Origin of the sequence: Streptomyces sp. NPDC048297, from assembly GCF_043201585.1 — a bacterium.
Classification (GTDB): domain Bacteria; phylum Actinomycetota; class Actinomycetes; order Streptomycetales; family Streptomycetaceae; genus Streptomyces.
Genome location: NZ_JBICZA010000014.1, coordinates 148,676 through 170,515 on the forward strand (window position 1 = coordinate 148,676; position 21,840 = coordinate 170,515).

Annotated in this window: 18 protein-coding genes; 8 read left to right on the forward strand and 10 right to left on the reverse strand. The window is 71.1% G+C overall.

What is annotated here, in order from left to right:
* Positions 1–110: 110 nt before the first annotated feature.
* Complete coding sequence (locus ACGFYV_RS17825) at positions 111–998, forward strand: helix-turn-helix domain-containing protein (protein WP_393879321.1); 888 nt, start codon at positions 111–113, stop codon at positions 996–998.
* A gap of 542 nt (positions 999–1,540) precedes the next feature.
* Here ACGFYV_RS17825 and ACGFYV_RS17830 read toward each other — a convergent pair.
* The 7 genes from ACGFYV_RS17830 to ACGFYV_RS17860 all read right to left on the reverse strand — a co-directional run bounded on the left by ACGFYV_RS17830 (position 1,541) and on the right by ACGFYV_RS17860 (position 11,301).
* A complete protein-coding gene (locus ACGFYV_RS17830) occupies positions 1,541–2,731 on the reverse strand; it encodes a thiolase family protein (RefSeq protein WP_393879322.1) in 1,191 nt (396 codons plus the stop codon).
* 18 nt (positions 2,732–2,749) lie between these two features.
* Positions 2,750–3,379 carry a CoA transferase subunit B gene (locus ACGFYV_RS17835; protein ID WP_393879323.1) on the reverse strand — a complete coding sequence of 210 codons (630 nt, stop codon included), beginning with the start codon at positions 3,377–3,379 and terminating at the stop codon, positions 2,750–2,752.
* Entirely contained in the window at positions 3,376–4,134 is a 759-nt protein-coding gene (locus tag ACGFYV_RS17840) for a CoA transferase subunit A (protein ID WP_393879324.1), read from the reverse strand. The genes ACGFYV_RS17835 and ACGFYV_RS17840 overlap by 4 nt, the downstream gene beginning before the upstream one ends.
* Before the next feature lie 36 nt (positions 4,135–4,170).
* The gene (locus ACGFYV_RS17845) at positions 4,171–5,979 is read right to left on the reverse strand and encodes an FAD-dependent oxidoreductase (RefSeq protein WP_393879325.1); all 1,809 of its coding nucleotides are present in this window, start codon (positions 5,977–5,979) and stop codon (positions 4,171–4,173) included.
* A gap of 16 nt (positions 5,980–5,995) precedes the next feature.
* Positions 5,996–7,924, reverse strand: a complete 1,929-nt coding sequence (locus ACGFYV_RS17850) for a maleylacetate reductase and hydroxyquinol 1,2-dioxygenase domain-containing protein (protein ID WP_393879326.1) — start codon at positions 7,922–7,924, stop codon at positions 5,996–5,998.
* 187 nt (positions 7,925–8,111) lie between these two features.
* Positions 8,112–9,791 (reverse strand): amidohydrolase, encoded by a 1,680-nt coding sequence (locus tag ACGFYV_RS17855; RefSeq protein WP_393879327.1) that lies wholly within the window; start codon positions 9,789–9,791, stop codon positions 8,112–8,114.
* 49 nt (positions 9,792–9,840) lie between these two features.
* Complete coding sequence (locus ACGFYV_RS17860) at positions 9,841–11,301, reverse strand: APC family permease (protein WP_393879328.1); 1,461 nt, start codon at positions 11,299–11,301, stop codon at positions 9,841–9,843.
* A 177-nt stretch (positions 11,302–11,478) separates the two neighbouring features.
* On the opposite strand from ACGFYV_RS17860, the gene ACGFYV_RS17865 reads away from it, so the two are divergent.
* The 5 genes from ACGFYV_RS17865 (at position 11,479) to ACGFYV_RS17885 (ending at position 17,264) form a co-directional block, all read left to right on the forward strand.
* Positions 11,479–12,096 (forward strand): TetR/AcrR family transcriptional regulator, encoded by a 618-nt coding sequence (locus ACGFYV_RS17865; RefSeq protein WP_393879329.1) that lies wholly within the window; start codon positions 11,479–11,481, stop codon positions 12,094–12,096.
* A gap of 216 nt (positions 12,097–12,312) precedes the next feature.
* Entirely contained in the window at positions 12,313–13,095 is a 783-nt protein-coding gene (locus ACGFYV_RS17870) for a DUF899 family protein (protein ID WP_393879330.1), read from the forward strand.
* Between the two features lie 235 nt (positions 13,096–13,330).
* A complete protein-coding gene (locus tag ACGFYV_RS17875) occupies positions 13,331–13,786 on the forward strand; it encodes a tellurite resistance TerB family protein (protein ID WP_393879331.1) in 456 nt (151 codons plus the stop codon).
* Positions 13,787–14,052: 266 nt separating this feature from the next.
* The gene (locus ACGFYV_RS17880; RefSeq protein WP_393879332.1) at positions 14,053–16,143 is read left to right on the forward strand and encodes a DUF4158 domain-containing protein; all 2,091 of its coding nucleotides are present in this window, start codon (positions 14,053–14,055) and stop codon (positions 16,141–16,143) included.
* The gene (locus ACGFYV_RS17885) at positions 16,140–17,264 is read left to right on the forward strand and encodes a transposase (RefSeq protein WP_393879333.1); all 1,125 of its coding nucleotides are present in this window, start codon (positions 16,140–16,142) and stop codon (positions 17,262–17,264) included. Before ACGFYV_RS17880 ends, ACGFYV_RS17885 begins: the two co-directional genes overlap by 4 nt.
* 297 nt (positions 17,265–17,561) lie before the next feature.
* Here the strand turns inward: ACGFYV_RS17885 and ACGFYV_RS17890 are convergent, their stop codons facing one another.
* The 3 genes from ACGFYV_RS17890 to ACGFYV_RS17900 all read right to left on the reverse strand — a co-directional run bounded on the left by ACGFYV_RS17890 (position 17,562) and on the right by ACGFYV_RS17900 (position 19,821).
* Positions 17,562–17,936, reverse strand: coding sequence for a hypothetical protein (locus ACGFYV_RS17890; RefSeq protein WP_393879334.1), 375 nt, complete (start codon positions 17,934–17,936; stop codon positions 17,562–17,564).
* A gap of 41 nt (positions 17,937–17,977) precedes the next feature.
* Entirely contained in the window at positions 17,978–18,694 is a 717-nt protein-coding gene (locus ACGFYV_RS17895) for an SDR family NAD(P)-dependent oxidoreductase (RefSeq protein ID WP_393879335.1), read from the reverse strand.
* 194 nt (positions 18,695–18,888) lie between these two features.
* Positions 18,889–19,821 carry a LysR family transcriptional regulator gene (locus tag ACGFYV_RS17900; RefSeq protein WP_393879336.1) on the reverse strand — a complete coding sequence of 311 codons (933 nt, stop codon included), beginning with the start codon at positions 19,819–19,821 and terminating at the stop codon, positions 18,889–18,891.
* Between the two features lie 157 nt (positions 19,822–19,978).
* On the opposite strand from ACGFYV_RS17900, the gene ACGFYV_RS17905 reads away from it, so the two are divergent.
* Together ACGFYV_RS17905 and ACGFYV_RS17910 are read left to right on the forward strand one after the other, a co-directional pair.
* Positions 19,979–20,272, forward strand: a complete 294-nt coding sequence (locus ACGFYV_RS17905; protein WP_393879337.1) for a muconolactone Delta-isomerase family protein — start codon at positions 19,979–19,981, stop codon at positions 20,270–20,272.
* A 254-nt stretch (positions 20,273–20,526) separates the two neighbouring features.
* Positions 20,527–21,642 carry a tyrosine-type recombinase/integrase gene (locus ACGFYV_RS17910; protein ID WP_393879338.1) on the forward strand — a complete coding sequence of 372 codons (1,116 nt, stop codon included), beginning with the start codon at positions 20,527–20,529 and terminating at the stop codon, positions 21,640–21,642.
* The last annotated feature ends 198 nt before the right edge of the window (positions 21,643–21,840 follow it).

Consider the following 21,840-nt stretch of genomic DNA (forward strand, 5'->3'; position numbering starts at 1 on the left):
GCGGGCCCCTGGGCGTGCGTGATCTTAACCGGCGGGTTCCCGGCGCTTCTCGTCCGCCTCCCTTCTGGTTTATCCTTCAACAAAGTGGGGTGTCGTGAGGAGGTCGCACCATGACGGAACTCGGTCTGGCCGACACGGTCGGCATGCTGAAACGGCCCGGTGTCCGCACCCGACGCAGCAGCTCCGGACTCGGCTGGGACCGGCTGTATCTCTCCGCGCAGGAGGAGCAGCCCTACCACGCGGCCTTCGGACCCGCCCCCACCCACCTGGTGATCCTGCACCTCAGTGGCCCCGTCACCGTCGGCCGGGGGCAGGGCGCGGACAAGCGCACCCGGACGGTCCCGTCCGGCGGCCTCTTCCTGCAGCCGGCCGGCCGGGCCCTGGACGTCGAGCTCGGCGGCCCGCTGGAGACGATCCACGCCTACCTCGCCGACGAGGCGCTGCGCGAGGCGAACGACGGGCGGCCCGTGGAACTGTCCGAGGAACTCGGGACCAGCGATCCGCTCACGGAACAGCTCATGCTCGCCCTGGAGGGCACCGTGCGCACCTGGGAGCCGTCGGCCCGCACGTACACCGACCAGCTGACCGGGATGCTCGCCGCACAGCTCGTACGCCGCCACGGCGCCGACGCGAGCGCGCCCGCGCCGGACCCGTCCGGGCTGTCCGGGCTGTCCGGGCTGTCCGAGCGGCAGCTCGCCGCGGTCCGCGAGCTGATGGAGCAGCGCCTCGCCGAGCCGCTGCCGATCGCCGACCTCGCCGCCGCGGCCGCGCTGAGCCCGAGCCAGTTCACGCGCAGGTTCCGGGCCAGCACGGGCCGCTCACCGCACCAGTTCCTGCTCAACCTGCGCCTCGAAGGCGCCTGCCGGATGCTGCGCACCGGCTCCGAACCCATCGCCGACGTGGCCGCCGCCTGTGGTTTCTCCCACCAGGAACACCTCACCCGCGTCATGCGCACCCGCCTGGGCACCACCCCGGCCGCGCTGCGCCGCGCCGGCTGAGCAGGCCGGCCCCGGCCCAGCTTGTCGAAGCGCTGCGCCGGGGTACGGTCCCCGGAAACGGGCCTTGGCTTGACGCCCTGGCCCCGGCTCGACGTCCTGGCCCCGGCTCGATGTCTTGGCCTCTCGGCTCGGTGTCTGGGTCGTGGCTCGGTGTCCAGGCCGGGGCTCGGTGTCCTGGGCCGCGGCTTGGTGTCCGGGCCGGGGTTCGGTGTCTTGGGTCGCGGCTTGGTGTCCGGGCCGGGACTCGCCGCTCCGGTCCCGGTTCGGCGCCTTGCTCTCGGTTTGGTGCTCCGGTCCCGGTTCGGTGTCTTGCTCTCGGTTTGGTGCTCCGGTCCCGGTTCGGTGTCTTGCTCTCGGCTCGGTGCTCCGGTCCCCGGTGTGCCGCCCGCTCGGCGGCCCGGCGGCCTCGCGTCGCCGGCGGCCCGGCGCCCGAGTGCCCCGGTCTCCGAGTGCATGAGTGCCCCAACGCCGAGCGCCCGAGTACCCCAGGCCCTGGGGCCCTCGGGGCCCCAGCGTCCGGTCCGGCACCCCCGGGGCCCACCTCACCGCTCCAGGACCAGCGCCATCCCCTGCCCCACTCCGATGCACAGGGCCGCCAGGCCCGTGCCGGTGCCCGCGGTGGCCAGTTGGTGGGCGACGGCGCCGGTGATGCGGGCGCCCGAGGCGCCCAGGGGGTGGCCGATGGCGATGGCGCCGCCGCGGGGGTTCACCACGCCGGGGTCGAGTTCCGGCAGGGCGGCGAGGCAGGCCAGCGCCTGGGCCGCGTAGGCCTCGTTCAGCTCGATGGTGTGCAGGTCGCCGGGGGCGACCGCCGCCTTGTCGAGCACCTTGCGGACGGCGTCGACCGGGCCGAGCCCGAAGTACTGCGGCTCGATGCCCGTCACCGCGGCCGCCCGGATCCGGGCCAGGGGCTCGCGCCCGATCGCCGCGAGCCCGTCCTCGTCGGCGAGCAGCAGCGCCGCCGCCCCGTCGTTGAGCGGCGAGGCGTTGCCGGCCGTGATCGTGCCGTCCGGGACGAAGGCCGGCCTGAGCTTGGCCAGGGCCTCCAGGGAGGTGTCGTCCCGGATGCCCTCGTCACGGGCCAGGTCCACCCCCTCGACGGGAACGATCTCCCCCGCGTACAGGCCCTCGCGCCAGGCGCGTGCGGCGTTGCGGTGGCTGGCCAGGGCGAACGCGTCCTGTTCCGCGCGCGTGACGGCGTACTTGGCGCCCACCAGCTCCGCGCTCTCGCCGAGCGGGATGGTCCACTCCGCCGGCATCCGCGGGTTCACCATGCGCCAGCCGAGCGTGGTCGAGTACAGCTGCTGGTCCTTCGCCGGGAAGGCCCGCTCGGGCTTCGGCAGGACGAAGGGCGCGCGGCTCATGGACTCGACACCGCCCGCCACGACGACGGACGCGTCACCGAGCGCGACGGCGCGGGCCGCCTGGACGACGGCTTCCATGCCGGATCCGCACAGCCGGTTGACCGTGGCGCCGGGCACGGTGACCGGGAGCCCGGCGAGCAGCAGGGCCATACGCGCCACGTCGCGGTTCTCCTCGCCCGCTCCGTTGGCGTTGCCGAGCAGCACGTCGTCGATGCGCGCCGGGTCCAGGCCGGGGCTGCGCCCGACGAGGGCGCGCAGCACACCGGCGGCGAGGTCGTCGGGGCGTACGCCGGCCAGGGCGCCGCCGTAACGGCCGAAGGGGGTGCGGACGGCGTCGACGACGTACACGTCACGGGGTCGCTCGATCATCGGATGCTCCCAGCGGGTCTAACGAGAGAGGGTGAGGGGGGTCAGCGCGGCGACCTGATCGACCGTCACACCCGGTGCGGTCTCGACCAGTTCGAGCCCGTCGGGGGTGATGTCGAGGACGCACAGGTCGGTGATGATCCGGTCCACGCAGCGCCGCCCGGTGAGCGGCAGCGTGCACTCCTGAACGACCTTGGACGTGCCGTCCTTCGTCAGGTGCTCCATGAGGACGACGACCCGCCCGGCGCCGTGGACGAGGTCCATCGCCCCGCCCATCCCCTTGATCATCTTTCCGGGGACCGCCCAGTTGGCCAGGTCACCGTGGACCGATACCTGGAACGCGCCCAGGACGGCGGTGTCGATGTGACCGCCGCGGATCATGCCGAAGGAGAGCGAGGAGTCGAAGAAGGACGCCCCGGGCAGGACGGTCACGGTCTCCTTGCCCGCGTTGATGAGGTCGGCGTCGACCTCGTCGGGCGCCGGGTACGGCCCGACGCCGAGCAGCCCGTTCTCCGAGTGCAGGACGACGTCGATGCCCGGGGGCAGGAAGTCGGCCACGAGGGTGGGCAGTCCGATGCCGAGGTTGACGTAGTCGCCGTCCCGCAGCTCGCTCGCGGCGCGCCGCGCCATCTCGTTCCTGGTCCAGCTCATCGCTCGCGCACCGTCCTCTTCTCGATCGCCTTGTCGGCGGCCTGTTCGGGGGTCAGCGCCACGACCCGCTGCACGAACACCCCGGGCAGATGGATCTCGTCGGGACCGAGCACGCCCGGCTCGACCAGTTCCTCCACCTCGGCCACGGTGATGCGGCCGGCCATGGCCGCCGGCGGGTTGAAGTTGCGGGCGGCACGGTGGAAGACGAGATTGCCGTGCCGGTCCCCGCGCGCCGCCCTGACCAGCGCGTAGTCGGTGGTGATGGCGTGTTCCAGGATGTGCTCCACGCCGTCGAAGCTGCGCACCTCCTTGGGCGGCGAGGCCACGGCGACCGATCCGTCCGGCGCGTAACGCCAGGGCAGCCCGCCCTCGGCCACCTGCGTGCCGACGCCGGCCGTGGTGTAGAACGCCGGGATCCCCGAACCGCCCGCCCGCAGCCGCTCGGCCAGCGTGCCCTGCGGCGTCAGTTCGACCTCCAGCTCGCCCGCGAGGTACTGCCGGGCGAATTCCTTGTTCTCGCCGATGTACGAGCCCGTCACCCGGGCGATACGGCCCGCCGCCAGCAGGATGCCGAGGCCGCGGCCGTCGACACCGCAGTTGTTCGACACGACCGTGAGGCCGCTCGCCCCGTTCTCGTGCAGGGCGCCGATGAGGACCTCGGGGACACCGCTGAGCCCGAAGCCGCCGACGGCGAACGACCGTCCGTCCGTCACGTCCGCCAGGGCCTGCGCGGCCGTGGCCATCACCTTGTCCATCCCGCTTCTCTCTCCTGCCGCTGTTGCCGCTGTCCGCTACCGCGCCAGCACCCGGCGCAGCGCGCCGAGCAGTTCGTCCTGCGCCGCGTGTGCGTCCTCCGGTGCGCCGGAGCGGCGCCAGGCCACGCAGCCGTCCGGGCGCACCAGCAGCACGCCGTCCTCGGCGATCTCCCCGACCCGGCTCCACTCGCCGTACGCGTCACGGCAGTTGTCGTCACCGATGCGCACCACCCGCAGCGGCACGCCGAGTTCCGCCTCGCACGCGGTCGCGGCCGTCTCCCAGACGCCGCCCGCAAGCCCGGTCAGCACGGTGAACCTGCCGCCGCCGACGACGTCCAGCGTGGACAGGCGCTCGCCCTGCTCGTCGACGAGCCAGGCGTGCGGCAGCTTCGCTCCGGGCCGGGTGGTCGGCTGCTGCACCAACTCCCGGTCCTGCTCCCACACTTCGGCCGGACCGTCGTCGGGGATCACTGCGGAGGACGCGTAGCGCTGGTTCATCTCGACGCCGTGCGCGTTGAACTCGTAGTTCTTGAGGTGGATCGCCTCTTCCAGCAGGCGCCGCTTCTTGGCGCCCTCGGGCGTCGGCGTGCCGATCGCCGCGATCCCCTCGGCGATGTCCTCGTGACCCCCGCCGCCACCGATGCCGAGCACCTCGAAGATCGGGCCGAACTGGTCCCGGCTGAGGTTGGCGCGCTCGACGATCTGCCTCCCGACGGGGGCCCGTTCGGCGGTGTAGGTGTCGAGCAGCTCCGGTCCGGCCTCACCGCGGATCACCATCGCGAGCTTCCAGGCGAGGTTGTACGAGTCCTGCACGGACGTGTTGGAGCCGAGCCCGTTGGACGGCGGATGACGGTGCACGGCGTCGCCCGCACAGAACACCCTCCCCGACGAATAGGCGGAGGCGTAGGCGTGGTTGACCGTCCACAACGACGTCGACGTGATCTCCACCGGCAGGTCTGGGGCGCCGACGAGGTCGCGCACGATCTTCCGCGCGGACTCCTCGTCCACCTCCGGCGGCGGCTGCTCGATGTCGTACCCCCACACCAGCAGCCATTCGTTCCACGGCCGGACCATGCGGACCAGGCCCATGCCGATGCCGCCGGTCTCCGCCCCGGGCTGGAGCACCCAGTACAGGACGCTCGGCCGGTGCGCGCAGTACTGGGCGAGGTCGGCCTTGAAGACGATGTTCATGCTGCCGGCCTTGGCCATACGGCCCTCGAAGGGCAGGCCGAGCTGCTCGGCGACCGCGCTGCGCCCGCCGTCCGCGCCGATCAGATAGCGGGCCCGTACGGTGAACTCGTCGCCGCGGACCCGGTCGCGCAGCAGCGCCGTGACGCCGCTGTCGTCCTGGGTGAAGCTGAGGAACTCCGTGTCGAAGCGCACCTTGGCGCCGCGGGCCGCCGCGTTGTTCACCAGGATCGGTTCCAGGTAGGTCTGCGGCAGGTCGATCATCTCGCTGGGGCTCTTCGACGTGTACTCGCTCGCCGTCTCCGGTCCCGTGCCCCAGCTGCGGATCCGGCCGATCTCGTACCCGGTGAGCGCGGTGCACAGCACCGTGTCGCCCATGAGGTGGGACGGGCTGCCGTGGGCCAGAGCCTCGGACTCCACGCCGAGATCGCGCAGGACCTCCATGGTGCGCTGGTTGGTGATGTGGGCCCGCGGGGTGTTGGCCAGCCAGCCGTACTTCGTCACCAGCAGGGTGCGGATGCCGTAGGTGGCCAGCAGCAGCGCGGCGGAACCGCCGGCGGGGCCGCTGCCGACGACGAGCACGTCGGTGTCGTACGTGTCGTGCTCGTCGTGCTTGTCGTGCATGTCATGCGTGTCATGCGTTTCGGTGATGGACATAGGAGGCGCTCCTCGGTCATCCGGCCAGGGGGGCGAGGCGGAAGGTGTATTCGAGACGGCGCCACTCGCCTTCGACCGTGCGGCCGTCGGGGGTGGGGCCGGTCCCCGGCGCGAAGTCGACGACGAGTTCGTCCTTCACGCCGAAGACGGTGTCGCTGTCCAGGTAGGCACCGCCCGACACGAACAGCTGGGTGACGAGCCTGCGGTGGCCGGGCGCGTCGAACATGAAGTGGAGGTGGGGCGCCCGGTAGGGGTGGCGCCCGACGGCGTCGAGCATCTGCCCGACCGGCCCGTCGCCCGGGATCGGGTATTCCGAGGGCAGGATGGACCAGAACGCGATCCGGCCCGCGGCGTCGGTGCGCAGCCTGCCGCGCAGCACCGGCCCCTCCAGCTCCGGGAGCTGGACGTCGTAGAAGCCGTCCTTGTTGGACTGCCACACGTCCACGACCGCGTCCTTGATCGGCTCGCCCTCGGTGTCCGTGACCCGCACGTCCACCCACAGCGGAGTGCCGGGCAGCCCGCCGGAGATGTCGTCGCCGTGCGCGGTCTCGGGCGGGCCCTCCACGTAGAAGGGACCGAGCACCGCGGACGGAGTGGTGGTGGGCGTACGGGAGTTGGTGAGCAGATCCACGGCGCTCGACACACCGAGCGTGTCCGACAGCAGCACGAACTCCTGACGCGTCGGGTCGCAGATCTGGCCGGTCCGGGTGAGGAAGTCGATGGCGTACTGCCATTCGGCGTCGGTGACGTCGTTGGCGGCGACGAAGGGGTGCAGACGCCGGACCAGATCGCTCAGCAGGGTGCGCACCCGCGGGTCGGGGGCGTGCGCGAAACTCGCCACGACCTGTTCGGTGAGCCGGGCGAGCTTCGCCTCCGTGGAGGGGGGACCCTCGGGACGGCGACCGTGCCAGGCGCCGGCCAGCAGTTCCGCGATGCCCTCGGTGGTCAGCTCGCGCGGGTTCGGGTACGGCGTCGAGGTGGCCAGCTCCGTCGCACGGGCGAGGCCGGACTCGGGCATGCCGAGGTCGCGCAGCGAGGTGGGACCGCCCAGGGAGGCCACCAGGTCGTACACGCCGCTCGGCGCGTCGGGCACGCCCAGGGCGTCGGCGATGCGGCGCATCACGTCGGGGACCGCGGGCGCGTTGTAGGCCATGGCGTGCGGCAGGACGACGGTGTGCGTCTCGGCGTGCGGCAGGTCGAAGCTGCCGCCGAGGGTGTGGCACAGCTTGTGGTGCAGGCCCATACCGACGGTGGCCAGGCACGTACCGGCCAGCCAGGCCGCGTGCAGCAGGTCGGCGCGGGCGTCCGGATCGGCCGGGTCGGCGGCGAGGCGCGGCAGCGCCCGCGCGATGCGGGAGATCGCGTCGAGCGCCTGCTGGTCGGTGACCGGGTTGGCGTCGGCGGAGTACAGGGCCTCGACGGCGTGGGCGAGCGCGTTGACGCCGCTCGTGACCGACATGGGCAGCGGAAGCGTGAGGGTGAAGTCGACGTCGTAGACGACGGTCTCGGGCAGGATCTCCGGGGACGACTGGGTGACCTTGCGTCCGTCGCGGGTCTCGCCGAGCACGGGGGTCACCTCGGAGCCGGCGTAGGTGGTCGGCAGGATCACCTGCGGCAGGCCCGTGCGCAGGGCCAGCGCCTTCGACAGGCCGGTGGTCGAGCCACCGCCCACGGCGACGATACCGTCCGCCCCGGACTCCCCCAGCACCTGCAGAGCCCGCTCGGTCACCTCCACCGGCGTGTGCATGGCCGCGCCGTCGAACTCCGCCACCACGAGGTCGCCGAGCGCCTCGCGGACCCTGGCGGAGGCCGCCGCGAGGGGCGGGCTCGACAGCAGCAGTACCCGGGAGCAGCCGAGCCGCCCGGCCTCCTCGCCGAGGCGGCCGACCGTTCCGGCACCGAAGACCACCCGCGAGGGGTGGGATGTGTAGACGAACGTCCGCATGGAACTGTGCCTCCGCGTGTCATCCGGGGCTGGTCGATCCTTGACCACCGAGTATGCGAACGACACCCGCGGAAATTCCTGCACGAAGCACGCGCCGCGCTGCACGAAACACGCGTACACCGCAGCCCGCCCCTGCGGACGAGGGGCGGGCCGGGTTCAGAGGGCCGGGTTTTCGGCCCGGGTGACGTCAGGCGCGGTGGACCACCTCACCGCCGACCATGACGATCTCGCACACCGTGCCCGGGATCTCCTCCGGCTCGACGGCGAGCACGTCACGGGAGAGCACGACCAGGTCGGCGACCTTGCCCACCGTGAGGGAACCGCGTTCCTCCTCAAGGAAGTTGGCATACGCCGAGCCCATCGTGTACGCGTGGACCGCGGTCTCGACGTCCACGGTCTCCTCGGGCATCCACGCCTCGCCCCCGCCCAGCGGGCGCCGCGTGACGGCCGTGTACAGGCCCACCATCGGGTCCATCTCCGCGACGTTCCAGTCACTGGAGAACGCCAGGGTCGCGCCCTTCTCCTGGAGGCTGCGCATCGGCCAGGCCTTGTGCCAGCGCTCCGGGCCGACGTTGTGCGCCCAGTCCTGACCCGGCCCGGCGATCTCCGGCGCGCAGTGGCGCGGCTGCATGCAGGCCACCACGCCCAGCTCGGCGAAGCGCGGCACGTCCTGCGGGTCGCAGCACTCGACGTGCACCACCTGGTGGCGGGCGTCGCGGGGACCGACCAGCTCCCGGGCGTGCGCCACCGCGTCCAGCACGGTACGGATGCCCCGGTCGCCCGTGGCGTGCACGAAGCACTGGAACCCGCGTGCGTCGAGCTTCGCCAGCAGGTCGGCGAACTCCTCGGGCTGGTAGAAGGTCTCGCCGCTGTGCCGGTGGCAGCCGGAGTACGGTTCGAGCATCGCGGCCGTACGCGGCTCCACCACGTCGTCGATGTACAGCTTGAGCGGTCCCACGCGCAGCCACTCGTCGTCGAAGCGGCGCGCGGCCTCGGCGAACTCCTCCAGCTCCGCGTCGCTCGTCCCGCGCGGATGGAACAGCGCCGCCACCAGACGCGAACGCAGCCTGCCCTCGGTGCGGGCCCGGGTGAACAGCTCCAGGTCGTCAAGGGAGTTCTGCGGCTCGACGATGGTCGTGATGCCGAAGCGGGTCGCGTCGTCGAGGCTGCGCAGCAGACGGCCGTACTGCCGCTCGGGCGAGGCCCACGGCACGCCCAGCTCCCGCAGCGCCCGGTGGCCCGCGCGGGAGAGGCCGCGCACCGCGAAGTCCCGGACGAAACCGGTCGGTTCACCGGTGACCGGGTCCTTCTCCGGGGTGCCGAACGGCAGTTCGTGAGAGGTGCGGTCGATGCCGAGGCGGGCCATGGCGGCGGTGTTGACCCACATGGTGTGCACGTCGTAGCTCAGCACGAACGCCGGGGTGTCGCCGGTGAGTTCGTCCAGGTCCTCGGCCCGTGGCATACGGCCCTCGGGGAACACGGAGTAGTCGAACGCCTCGGCCTCGATCCACTGCGCGTCCGGGTGCTGTTCGCGCCAGGCGGCGATCCGGGCGCCGATCTCCTCAAGGGAACGGGCCCCGGCCAGCTGGACGCACGCCTCGTCGGAACCCAGACGGACATGGTTGTGCGCGTCCACGAAGCCCGGCAGGACGCGCCGGCCGGCCGCGTCGATCACCTCGGTGTCCGGGCCGATCCAGGCGTCCGCGCCGGCGTCGTCGCCGACCCAGACGATGCGGCCCCGCGTCACGGCGAGGGCCTCGGCCTCGGGCAGGCCGGGATCCACGGTGTGGACACGGGCGGCGCGCAGCACCAGGTCGGCGGGGGCGGGGGCGGGGGCGGGGGTGAGGGCGGGGGCGGGGGAGGTCACGGGTTCTCCAGACAATGCGTGGGGAAGGTCAGGCGTGCGGTGGCGGGACTCAGCAGTCCTCTTCGGGTGCCGGTGCGGTCACCCGCCAGCGGTCGTGCGGACGCCTGCGCAGGTAGAGGACGTAGTAGAGGGCGGCGATCACGATCACTGCCGCGGTGATGGCCAGGTCGCGTCCGGCCTGTTCGTAGAGCACGTAGCCCACGGAGGCGAGCACCACGACGGGCGCCAGCGGCCACAGCGGCATGCGCCACGCGGGCTTCGAGCGGTGGCGCTCGCGGCGTGCGGCCAGCGCGGCGAGCGCGATCAGCACGTAGACCACCGCGAGGATGGCGCCCGTGGCCTCGTACAGCGTCGTCAGGTCCGCGAAGTAGGCCAGCGCGGCACCGGGCAGGCTGATCGCGAGGGTGGCCACCCAGGGGGAGCCGAACCGCGGGTGGAGGCGGGTCAGGGCGCGGTTGGCCGCGGCGGGCCAGGCCAGGTCACGGCCGGACGCGTACACGACGCGCGCGTTCTGCAGCACCATCACGATCACCGCGTTCAGGATCGCCAGGGCGATGCACAGGTCGATGAGGGTGGCGGGCGTGCTGCCGGCCCAGGCGCGCACCATGTCGGGGAAGGTCGACGTGGACAGTTCCGCGGTGGACCCGGTGCCCACCACGGCGGCGACCGAGGGCACGATGATGACCGCGGCGCCCAGGAAGAGCGACCAGAAGACGGTGCGCGCGACGTTGCGGCGCGGGTCGCGGATCTCCTCGGCGAGGTAGGACGCGGTGCCGAAGCCGTTGACGACGAACATCGCGGCGGCCAGGCCGGAGACCATCACGGCGACGGTGAACGTGGACTGCCCCGCCGTGGCCTGGTGCACCTCCGGGTGGACCAGCACCGACCAGGGGCGCTGCGTGTGGGCGAAACCGAACACCGCGACCACGGCCGCCGCGATCAGCTCCAGCGCGAGGAAGACGCCGGTGACCAGGGCGTTGGACTTGATGTCCAGGACGGCGGTCGCGGTGGCCACGAGCATCACCGCGCACCCGGCGACCTGCGGGTCGATGTGCACGATGTCGGACAGGTAGTCGGCGGTGCCCAGCGCGATGACCGGCGGGATGACCACGAGCATGGCGATGGTCATCATGAAGGTGAGCCAGCCCAGGAAGCGCCCGAGCAGGCCGTCCACCATCGCGTACTCACCGCCGGAACTCGGCGTCAGCGTGCCCAGCTCGGCGTAGCACGCGCCCACCGCGATCGAGATGACGATGCCGACCGCGATCGTGAGCGGTGCGCCCGTGCCCTGACCCGCGAACAGTTCGGGGACGAGGATGAACAGGGACGAGGCGGGGGTGATGCACGACAGGGTGAGCAGGACGGCGCCCACCGGACCGAGCACGCGGGCCAGGCCGGCCGACGGCGGCTCCGCGCTTCCCGCGGTGCCGGATCGTTCACGTCCGGCCGGTGGCGCGGTGGCCGCGGACCCGGCAGCTCTGTCGGGAGGTGATGCAGGGGGGTGCGTCATGGGCGTGCGTCCCTTGCTGGGCGAGGCAGGAGAAGTTTGTATGGCGTTCAAAGTGATTGAACGCCATTCAAAATGCGGCAACCCTCCGGCGGTGTCAAGAGCCCGGCGGGAAACGGCGGCCCCGGGGAGGGGGACGGGCGAGCGGCGACGAGCCGATCACTGGGTAGGCTGCGATGCGTGGCCGCAGAAGTGACACGCAGACGACGCGACGGAGAGATCGCCCAGGAACGCATCCTGGAAGAGGCCATGCGGGCCATCGCCGAGAACGGTCTCGCCGCCCTCACCATGTCCAAACTCGCCCAGCGCCTGGACACTTCGGGCGGGCACATCCTGTACTACTTCGGCAGCAAGGACCGGCTCCTCCTCGACGCGCTGCGCTGGAGCGAGGACCGGCTCGGCGGGATACGAGAGGCCCTCCTCGCCCGCCGCACCACCGCCGTGCGCCGCCTCGACGACTTCCTCGCCCTCTACCTCCCGGAGGGCCCCCGCGACCCCAGGTGGATGCTGTGGGTCGAACTCTGGGCCCGCACGGCCGGCAACCCGGAGCTGCTCCAGGCCCAGGAGGCGATCGACCGCGCCTGGCAGAGCGACCTGGAGACCCTCCTGACCAGAGGCGCACGCCAGGGCCGCTTCGCCCTCCCCGAACAGGACGTCCCCGCCGCCGCCGACGAGATCCTCGCCCTCCTGGACGGCCTGAGCACCCGCGTCGTCCTCTCCCTGGCCGGCGCGACCCGCGACACGGTCCTCGACACGGCCCGCCGGGCGGTCCGGCGCATCACGCTGCCGGCGCGGTGACCCGCGCGCCGTCCGTGACGGGGCGGAGCGGCTCCCCGGGCCGGAACACCTCGTGGACCGCCCACCGAGGCCGGGCGGGGGCTCACCCCGCTCGGCGACCGTAGCGCCGTCGGGAGGGAACTCCGCGATGAGTTTCGGCCGGGTCGCCAGTCCTTTCCCGTGACCGTCGCAGAACGTCGTAGACGTTGCCCGGCACGAGACGCCACGGAGGACACCATGACCACCACGCCGGACGCCCCGACCACCCCGCTGCCCGGCCGCCCGCCCGTGGTCGACCAGGCCACCTGGCAGGCCGCCAGGGACGAGCTGCTGGTCCGGGAGAAGGCCCACACCCGTGAGGGCGACGCCATCGCCGCGGCCCGCCGCCGGCTGCCGATGGTGGAGTTCGACGGGACGGTCGAGGTCGTCGGCCCCGACGGCCCGGTCCCGTTCCTGGACCTGTTCGAGGGCCGTGACGAACTCGTGGTCTACAAGCACATGTGGTACGACGGCGCGCCGCACCAGGGCCAGTGCGAGGGCTGCACCACCGCGGCCTGGCACCTGAAGGACGCGGACTATCTCCACGCCCGCGGCGTCTCGTTCGCCGTCCTGACCACGGGCCGCTGGGAAGAGGTGGCCTCCTACGTCGCGTTCATGGGCTACACCCAGCCCTGGTACTCGGTGCGTGACGTGGACGCGCCGGTCGGCGACGGAATGGGTCACCTCACCTGCTTCCTGCGCGAGGGCGACCGCGCCTTCCTCACCTACTCCACGACAGGACGCGGCTGCGAGCGGGTCAACGGATCCCTCGGCCTGCTCGACATGACGCCCTACGGGCGCGGCGAGGCATGGGAGGACACGCCCGAGGGCTGGCCCAAGGGCGACAACGCGTGCTGGTTCTGGCGCTCGGACGCGGAGGGCGGGGCCACGTGGGGCCCGACCAGCCGCCCCGTACCGCAGTGGACCCGACCCGGAGTCACTCCCGTCCACACCCTCGGCCGGAAGGGCCCCCACAGCTGACGTCCCGTGGCGGCGGAAAACGCCTCGCCAGAACGGGAGTCGGTGAACTGGACTGGAACGGGAGCCGGTGAACCGGAACGGGAGCCGGTGAACTGGAACGGGATTCGGTGAACCGGAACGGAAGTCGGTGAAGGGGAACGGCGCGGTCGCTTCGTACGTTGGCCCGTTGGGGGGCAAGAGGCGGTTTCTCTTCGCCCTGCCGTTCTATGACACTGCAGAGACAAGGGAGCTCGACATGGCACTGTGGGACCGCATCAAGGACTCGGCGTCGCAGATGCAGACCCAGTTGGTGGCGAAGAAGAACGACCTCAAGAGCGGTGCCTTCCGCGACGCGAGCATGGCGATGTGTGCCCTGGTCGCCGCGGCCGACGGCAGAATCGACCCGTCCGAGCGGCAGCGGGTCTCGCAGCTGATCCTCAGCAACGAGGTGCTGCAGAACTTCCCCGCCGACGACCTCCGGCGCCGCTTCGAGGCCAACCTCGACAAGCTGACCGCCGACTTCGATTTCGGCAAGGTGAGCGTGCTCCAGGAGATCGCCAAGGCGAAGAAGAAGCCCGCCGAGGCGCGTGCGGTGATCCAGATCGGCATCGTCATCGGCGGTGCCGACGGCGACTTCGACAAGACCGAGCGTGCCGTGGTCAGGGATGCCTGCTTCGCGCTGGACCTTCCCCCGCACGAGTTCGACCTCTGACCGGACCACCCTCGCGCGACCTGGCGCCGGGGCCGACGGGCTGTACAGGCCTGCCGGCCCCGGCGCCGGCCCCCGCGCCGCTTCGGCGATGCTTCGGCGAAGCCGACATCGACCGCCTCCTCGCACCGGCCCGGTAGGGGCATGACCCAGATACGCCAGAAACCCGCCACGGGATGATCTTGCGTTGTCGAGGGCTTTGCCCCGTCACCCGTACGGCCCAGTGTCGTTGATGGTGATGTTGGATTCCGTCAGGGGCGGGGTGGGCTGTGACCTCGATCGAGAGGACCGCGTATCCGCGGTTCAAGCGGCTGATCACCGCGCATGAGCTGCATCTGTTCTTCGCGCCGAGCCGTGACGAGGTCGAGTGGGCCGCCGGCCGGACCGACTGCGACGAGCACCTCCTGGCCCAGCTGCTCGCGCTGAAGTCGTACCAGCGCATGGGGTGCTTCCCGAAGCTGGACGAGATCCCGGAGACGGTGGTCGGCTTCGTCCGCCGCGCGGTGGAGTTGCCGGAGGGCACGGTGCCGAAGGCCGCGAACCGTACGGCGGAGCGGCAGCGAACCGCCGTACGTGAGCGGACGGGCTTGTCGTACGACAAGGCGAAGGCCCGGAGGATCGCCGAGGCGGTGATGCGGAGCGAGGCCGTGTCGAAGAACCGTCCGGCCGATCTGACCAACATGGCGCTGGAGAAGGTCGTGGAGGCCGGGCTGGAGCTGCCGGGCTTCACCACGCTGGACGCGCTCGCGGCGAAGGTCCGTACCGAGGTGAACGCCTCGATCTGCGTGGGTGTCTACGACCGGCTCGGCGAGGCCGACCGGGAGCGGCTGCTGGCGTTGCTGTCGGAGAAGGACGCCTCGGGCACCACGAAGTACAACAGGCTGAAGCAGTCGGCGAAGGCGCCGAGGTGGTCGCACTTCCGCGTCCAGGCGGAGCACCTTGGGTGGGTGGACGAGCTGGGCGAGACCGGGGTGTGGCTGGTCGGCGTCGCCTCGGGGAAGATCGCGGACTTCGCCGGTGGGGCGGACGCAGCGGACGCGCCGGGGCTGCGGGACTACGGCCTGGTGAAGCGGCTCGCGCTGCTGGTGTGCCTGGTGCACAAGGCGCGGATGCGGGCTCGGGACGATCTGCCGACGATGTTCTGCAGGCGGATCGCGTTGCAGGTCAAGTGGGCCAAGGCGGAGCTGGAGGAGATCCGGGAGCGGCAGCAGGCTCTCGTGGACTCGCTGATCGGGAATTACCGTACGGTGCTCCAGCACCTCGACGCCGACAGTCCCGTCCAGGACGCGCGGGAGAACGCGGCGGCGTTGACCGCCGAGATCCTGGCGGTGGTCGGGGAACTCGATCAGGACGCCGCGCCTGACGCGGTCGCGGCCCGGCTCGGTGACGGGCTCGCACCCGCGCTGCACACCATGGCAAAGGCCCTGCGCGTGCAGGCCGGCGCCCTGGGAGCGCCGGTTGCGGCGGTGGACTGCTTCGGCGGGTTCGAGGGGCAGTACGAGCGGATCGAGAAGGTTTCCGCCCATCACGGCAACTTCTGGGAGGTGCTGCTGTACGGGCACCTGCTCAAGGACCGCTCCACCATGTACGACCTGACCAGCCGCCTGGAGCTGCGGGCGACCTCCGAAGACAACCGGGTCCTGGACGCGCTCGCGCATGCCCGCCGCCACAAGAACCTGCGCGACTACATCCCTGAGCGGAACGAGGAAGGCCGCCCGGTCGACATCTCGTTCGCCACGCTGAACTGGCAGAAGGCCGTCCGGGACAAGAACCGGCCGGGTGCCTTCGTGCGCAAGCACTTCGAGGCGATGATGTTCGCCGCGCTCGCCGAGGAGCTTCGCACCGGTGACGTCGCGGTGGCCGGGTCCGAGGAGTACGCCGACTGGAGCGAGCAGCTCCTGTCATGGGAGGACGTCGAGGCGGAGCTGGGCGACTACCTGGTGGAGGTCGGTCTCGCCGAGCCCGGCGACGACGCGCCGTACGACGCGGTGACGTTCCGCCGGCAGCTGGAGGACAAGCTCACCGCGGTCGCCGCGAGTGCGGATGCCGGGTACCCGGACAACGAGGGCCTGATCATCGACCCAGAGACCGGTATTCCCTCCCTCAAGGCCCACCGCTCCGAAGGCCAGCGCGCCTCAGCGAAGGCCCTGGAGCAGGAGATCAAGGCCCGGATGCCGGAGCGCTCCCTGCTCGGGATCATCTCCCGTACGGCGTACTGGGTGGAGTGGTGGCGTCGCTTCGGCCCCGCCTCGGGCAACGAGCCGAAGCTGAAAGACCCCTTCGGCCGGTACGTGATCACCACCTTCGTGAAGGGCACCAACATGGGCCCCTACGAGGCTCCCGGCACATCCCCGGCGTGAGCGGGCACGAGCTGTCGCTGGCCGCGAACCGGCATTTCTCCATCCCGACGCTGAACGCGGCAATCGCCGACCTGGTCAACGCACACGCCCGCCTGGACATCTCGCAGGCGTGGGGCGACGACTCCGCGGTCGCCGCGGACGGCACCCACATGGACACCTACCTCAACAACCTGCTGTCCGAGACGTCCGTGCGGTATGGCAAGCCGGGCGGCATCGCGTACCACCACATCTCCGACACCTACATCGCTCTGTTCACCCACTTCATCCCGTGCGGGGTGTGGGAGGCCGTCTACATCATCGAGGGCCTGCTGAAGAACACGTCCGAGGTGAAGCCGACCACCGTGCACGCGGATACGCAGGGCCAGTCGTTCCCGGTCTTCGCGCTCGCCCACCTGCTGGGCTTCGACCTGATGCCGAGGATTAGGAACTGGAAGGACCTGACCTTCTACCGGCCTACGAAGCGGACGGAGTACCTGCACATCGACGCCCTGTTCGGGGAGCCGGGCCGCAACTCGATCGACTTCGACCTGATCGAGTCCCAGTTCCGGCACCTGATGCGCGTGGCCGTCTCCGTGCGCGAGGGCGCCATCTCCTCCACCCTGCTGCTGCGGCGCCTACGCGCCGGCTCCCGCAAGAACGCCACCTACACCGCCTTCCGCGAAGTCGGCCGCGTCATCCGCACCGTCCAGCTGCTGCGCTACCTCTCGGACGCCCCGCTGCGCCGGCGGGTGACCGCCGCCACGAACAAGGTCGAGGCGTTCAACGGCTTCTCCCAATGGATCGGCTTCGGCAACGGCGGCGTCATCACCGACAACGACCCCGTCGAGCAGGAGAAGACCGCGAAATTCAACGCGCTGCTCACGAGCGCGGTGATCTTCCACAATGCCCTGGACATCGCCGAGATCGTGCGCCAGCTCCAGGAGGAGGGCTACGTCATCGCCCCTGAGGACCTGGTCCACATCTCGCCGTACCTGACCGAGCACGTCCGCCGCTTCGGCGAGTACTCCACTCACGAACTCGGCCTCGTGCCCGACGCGTACGACCCGCACCTCGACGTCGACTTCAGCCCGCTGCGCGGCGACGGCCCGCCCGCGCCGGACGGCTACGGCCAGGCAGCCTGATGCCGGGCGCGGCTGGGACGAACGACGAACCGATGAACAGCCCCGTACGCGCGGGCTGGCGTCTGTACCGCGTCGAGCACGCCTACGTCGACGAAAACGGTGTGGCCCACGACATCCTCGGCTTGTACGCCGCTGGCCACACCACCGCGGGACAGCGATGGACGAGTGGGACTGGTCCCAGGGACTCGATCTGTGGGACCTGGTCGACGTCGACGACCAGGTCCCACAGATCCATGCCGTCAGGCACCTGTTCGAGTCCAGCGGCCAAGGCGGAACGCGTGCGACTGTGCGCGGTGGTTACGCCAGGTGGGAGACCTGGTAGTGGGCGATGGCCCAGCCGTGGTCCGTCTGCTGGAGCAGGATGCCCAGGCTGACGGTGAGGGTGGGGCGGTCGGTGAAGGAGAAGTCGACGGCGAGGTAGCCGAGGATGAGGCTGTCGGCCGGGCGGCGGGTCTCCAGGATGCGGTAGTCGGCCCTCAGGCCGAGGGGCTGTGCGTGGTAGTAGGAGGCGATGCCGGGGCGGCCGACGGTGTAGGGGTGCAGGCCCTGGAAGACGGCGTCCTCGGTGAAGTGGGCGGCGACCTGGTCGGGCTGGTGCTGGTCGACGGCGTCCTTCCAGCCGTCGAGGACGCCGCGCAGGATCTTCTCGTCGTCCATGGTGGTCTGGTGCATGGCGGTTCTCCCGGAGGTCGGGTGGGTCGGGGTGGTCGTGTTCAGTGGCCGGCGCTCATGCCGCCGTCGACGTGGAGGATCTCGCCGGTGACGAAGGGCGCGTTCTCCAGGTAGAGGACGGCCTCGACGATGTCGGAGATCTCGCCCATGCGGCCGACGGGGTGCAGGCCGGCGAGGAACTGGTGGGTCTCGGGGGCGTGCATCGGGGTACGGATGGTGCCCGGGGATACGGCGTTGGCGCGGATGCCGCGGGTGGCGTACTCGATGGCGAGGGACTTGGTGGCCGACTGGAGGCCGCCCTTGGTCAGCGAGGCGAGGACGGAGGGGACCCGGGCGTCGGCGTTATCGACGAGGCTGGTGGTGACGTTGACGATGTGACCGCCGCCCTGGGCGAGCATCTGGCCGACCGCGAGCTGGGTGAGGCGGAAGAACCCGGTCAGGTTCACGCCGAGCACGGACGCATAGTCCTCGTCGGTGTAGTCGGTGAACGGCTTGGCGACGAAGATCCCGGCGTTGTTGACCAGGGTGTCGATCCGGCCGAAGCGTTCGATGGCGGCGGCAACCAGGCGGTCGGCGGTGGCCGGGTCGGCGATGTCGGCGGGGACGGCCAGCACGCCCGCGTCGTCGGCGGGGGCGATGGTGCGTGACGTGGCGACGACGGCGTGGCCCAGCTTGCGGTAGGCCTCGACCAGGCCGGCGCCGATACCCTGCGAGGCTCCGGTGATGACGGCAACCTTCTGAATGTCGAGCATGCCCATGACAGTTCTCCAGTGAGGGCGAGCACAAGTACGCGCTCGGGGATGGATTCCTCGACCTCGGCTCCGGCCGCCGGTCGACTCCTCGACAGTAGGCAGCACGCCCCGCGCCGGGCAACGCCGAACCGGCCCCTCCCCGGGACCGGGTTCCTCCCTGCTGAAAGGCCCAGCCTTCCAGCCCTGGTCAGCGCTCTCGGTCAGGTCCCCTGGCCGGACTCAGGCCGGTACGGGTCGCCCGCCGGGAGCCAGACGTCGGAGCCCCGCAGCCCGAGATCGCCGACGCCGTCGCAGAGTGCGTCGACCACGGCGAGCACCCCGGGACGTTGCTCGTCCGCGCGCCGCACCAGCGACCACGTCCAGTACACCCGCGGTCCCGTCACCGGGCGGTGGACCAGGTCGGGTGGGAGCGCGGCGGTCTGGCCCTTCGGCGAGTTCAGGACCGGACGGCCGAGGCGCCTTACGTGGTCGAAGAACGCGGGCCCGGTCACCCCGCCGTCCGAGATCCGCTCCACCCGGGCACCTGTGTCCTGGGACAGCTCCTGCGCGTAGTCGTTCCACGACGACCAGGACGTGGCATCCCCGTCCAGCAGCACGACGGCGTCCTGGGCGCGCACCGGCCCCGTACCGGCCTCGGGCGACACGGCGTAGAGGCGGTCAGCGCCGACCAGACGCTCCGCAAGACCCAGCCGTTCCAGGTCCCCCTGGCGCACCCAGCACACCGCGAGGTCGAGGCTGCCGTCGGCGACCCGGGACGCCTGGGTGTGGGACGGCGCGACCCACGCGTCCACATGCACCCTCGCCGCCCCCGCTACGCGGGAGGCGAGATCGGGCGGCAGCCAGTTGACGTAGCCAAGGCGGACTGGCTGCGACCCCGCCAGCCGTCCCGCCCGCGCCTTGAGGTCATCGGCCCGGTCCAGCAGGGACCGCACGTGCGGCAGTAGCGCCGTGCCCGCCGCGGTCAGCGCCACCGAACGCCGGTCGCGCTCGAACAGCACCACCCCCAGGTCCCGCTCCAGCGCCTTGATCTGCTGGGACAGCGACGGCCCGGCGATCAGCAGCCGGGCGGCCGCCCGCCCGAAGTTCAGCTCCTCGGCGACCGCGACGAAGTACCGCAACTGGCGAAGCTCCACGACCCGATGCTACGGCCGGTAGAAGGCCCCGCCTATCACCAGGAAGGACACCGGTCGTAGCGCCGGCCCGGCGCCGGGCGCACGATGAGGACACGGCACAGCCCGTAGCCCGAACCCCTGTGGGACCGCCGCAGACTTCCAAAGAAAGCAGAATCCCATGAACGAGTACCTGGTCGAGATCACCACCACCATTCCCGAGGGCACCACGCCCGAAGAAGTCGGCCGGCGCCGCGCCGCCGAGGCCGTACGCGCCCGCGAACTGGCCGCCGATGGCCACCTGGTACGCCTGTGGAGACCGGTCGGAGAACTGCGCAGCATCGGCATCTGGCGCGCCGCCGACGAGGACGAGCTTCACGACAAGGTCCTTGCGACCCTGCCGCTCCGCCCGTGGATGACCATCACGGTCACCGCACTCGAACCCCATCCCAACGACCCCGGCTCGAGTTCCTGACCACCGGCCGGCAACGCGGAGACGGTCGAGGGGCAGGTGTGTGCCCCTGGTGCGCACGGAGTGCTCCGGCACCGTTGACAAGCAGACGGTGCCCGGCCGTCGGGTCAGCATCCCAACCTGTCGTCAAACGATTGTTATCTTGAGCCGCCCGGAGGGCGTCCTTGATGTTGAACAAGCCCAGGTGAGGCCCCGGGCACTGCCTGGTGGATGTGGTTATCTGCCGCTGTCCATCACGCAGATTCCCCGGAGGTCCGATGCTTGTACAGCGCGTGGTGATGGCGTCCTCGCCCCTTGAGTCATGGACGGTGCTCGGCGAGGACGCCGCCCCGGTCGAGCCGATCGAGCGCTACCTGGCCTGTCTCACCGACATCGAGCGGTCCCCGAACACGGTCAAGGCGTACGCGCACGATCTGAAGGACTGGTTCTCCTTCCTCAGCGTCCAGGGCTTGGACTGGCGCGAGGTCCGGCTGGAGGACGTCGGAGAGTTCGTCGCCTGGCTGTGGCTGCCGCCGACGGCCCGGACTGGGGCGGTTGCAGTGCTGCCGTCGGTCGAGCACCACTGCGGCGAGACCACGGTGAACCGGAAACTCTCGGCAGTCAGCGCCTTTTACCGGCACGCCGCCCGCCATGGCGTCGACCTGGGCGGGTTGCTGACGACCTGGCAGCCGGCCGGGCGCCGCAGCACCGCGTGGAAACCGTTCCTGCGCCACGTCGCCAAGAGCCGACCACAGCAACGGCGGGCGATATCGCTGAAGACGGCGAGGAAGCTCCCCCGCATCCTTACCGCCGCCGAGGCCCAAGCCGTCCTGGATGCTTGCGAGAGGCTGCGGGACCGGCTGCTGTTCGCTGTCTTGTTCGACTCCGGCATGCGGATCGGGGAGGCCCTCGGGTTGCGGCACGAGGACTGGGCTGCCGCTGAGCGCGAGCTGTCGGTGGTGCCGCGGCTCAACGACAACGGCGCCCGCACCAAATCGGCGACGACCAGGACGATCCCGGTCAGCGCCGAACTGATCCGGCTGTATGCCGACTACATGCACACCGAGTACGGCGACCTCGACTCCGACTACGACTACGTCTTCGTCAACCTCTGGGCCGCCCCGCGCGGGCACGCGATGACCTACGCGGCGGCCTACGACCTGGTCAGACGGCTCCGACGAAGGACCGGCATCTCCTTTGACCCGCACTGGTACCGGCACACCTACGCCACCAGGCTGCTGCGCGGCGGCACCCCGGTCGAGGTCGTCAGCAAGCTTCTGGGACACGTCAGCCTGACCACTACGACCGAGACGTACGGGCACCTCACCGCCGAGGACGCCCGGAAGACGCTGGAGGCCGCCGGCTGGTTCGACGGCACGGAGGTGCGGCTATGAGCGAGACCTCGCACATGCCCGCCGACCCGGGCGAGGAGGGGCCCGAACGCCCCGGGCTCCAGCTCCACACAGGACAACGCATCGAGGAAGCCAGTCACCGAAACGGCTGGGACAGTGAGTACGACCGGGACATCTGGCGGCTGCGCGAGCTGGGGATCAAGGCCAAGACCGCTCATATCCTCTTCGCCCGGATCCCAC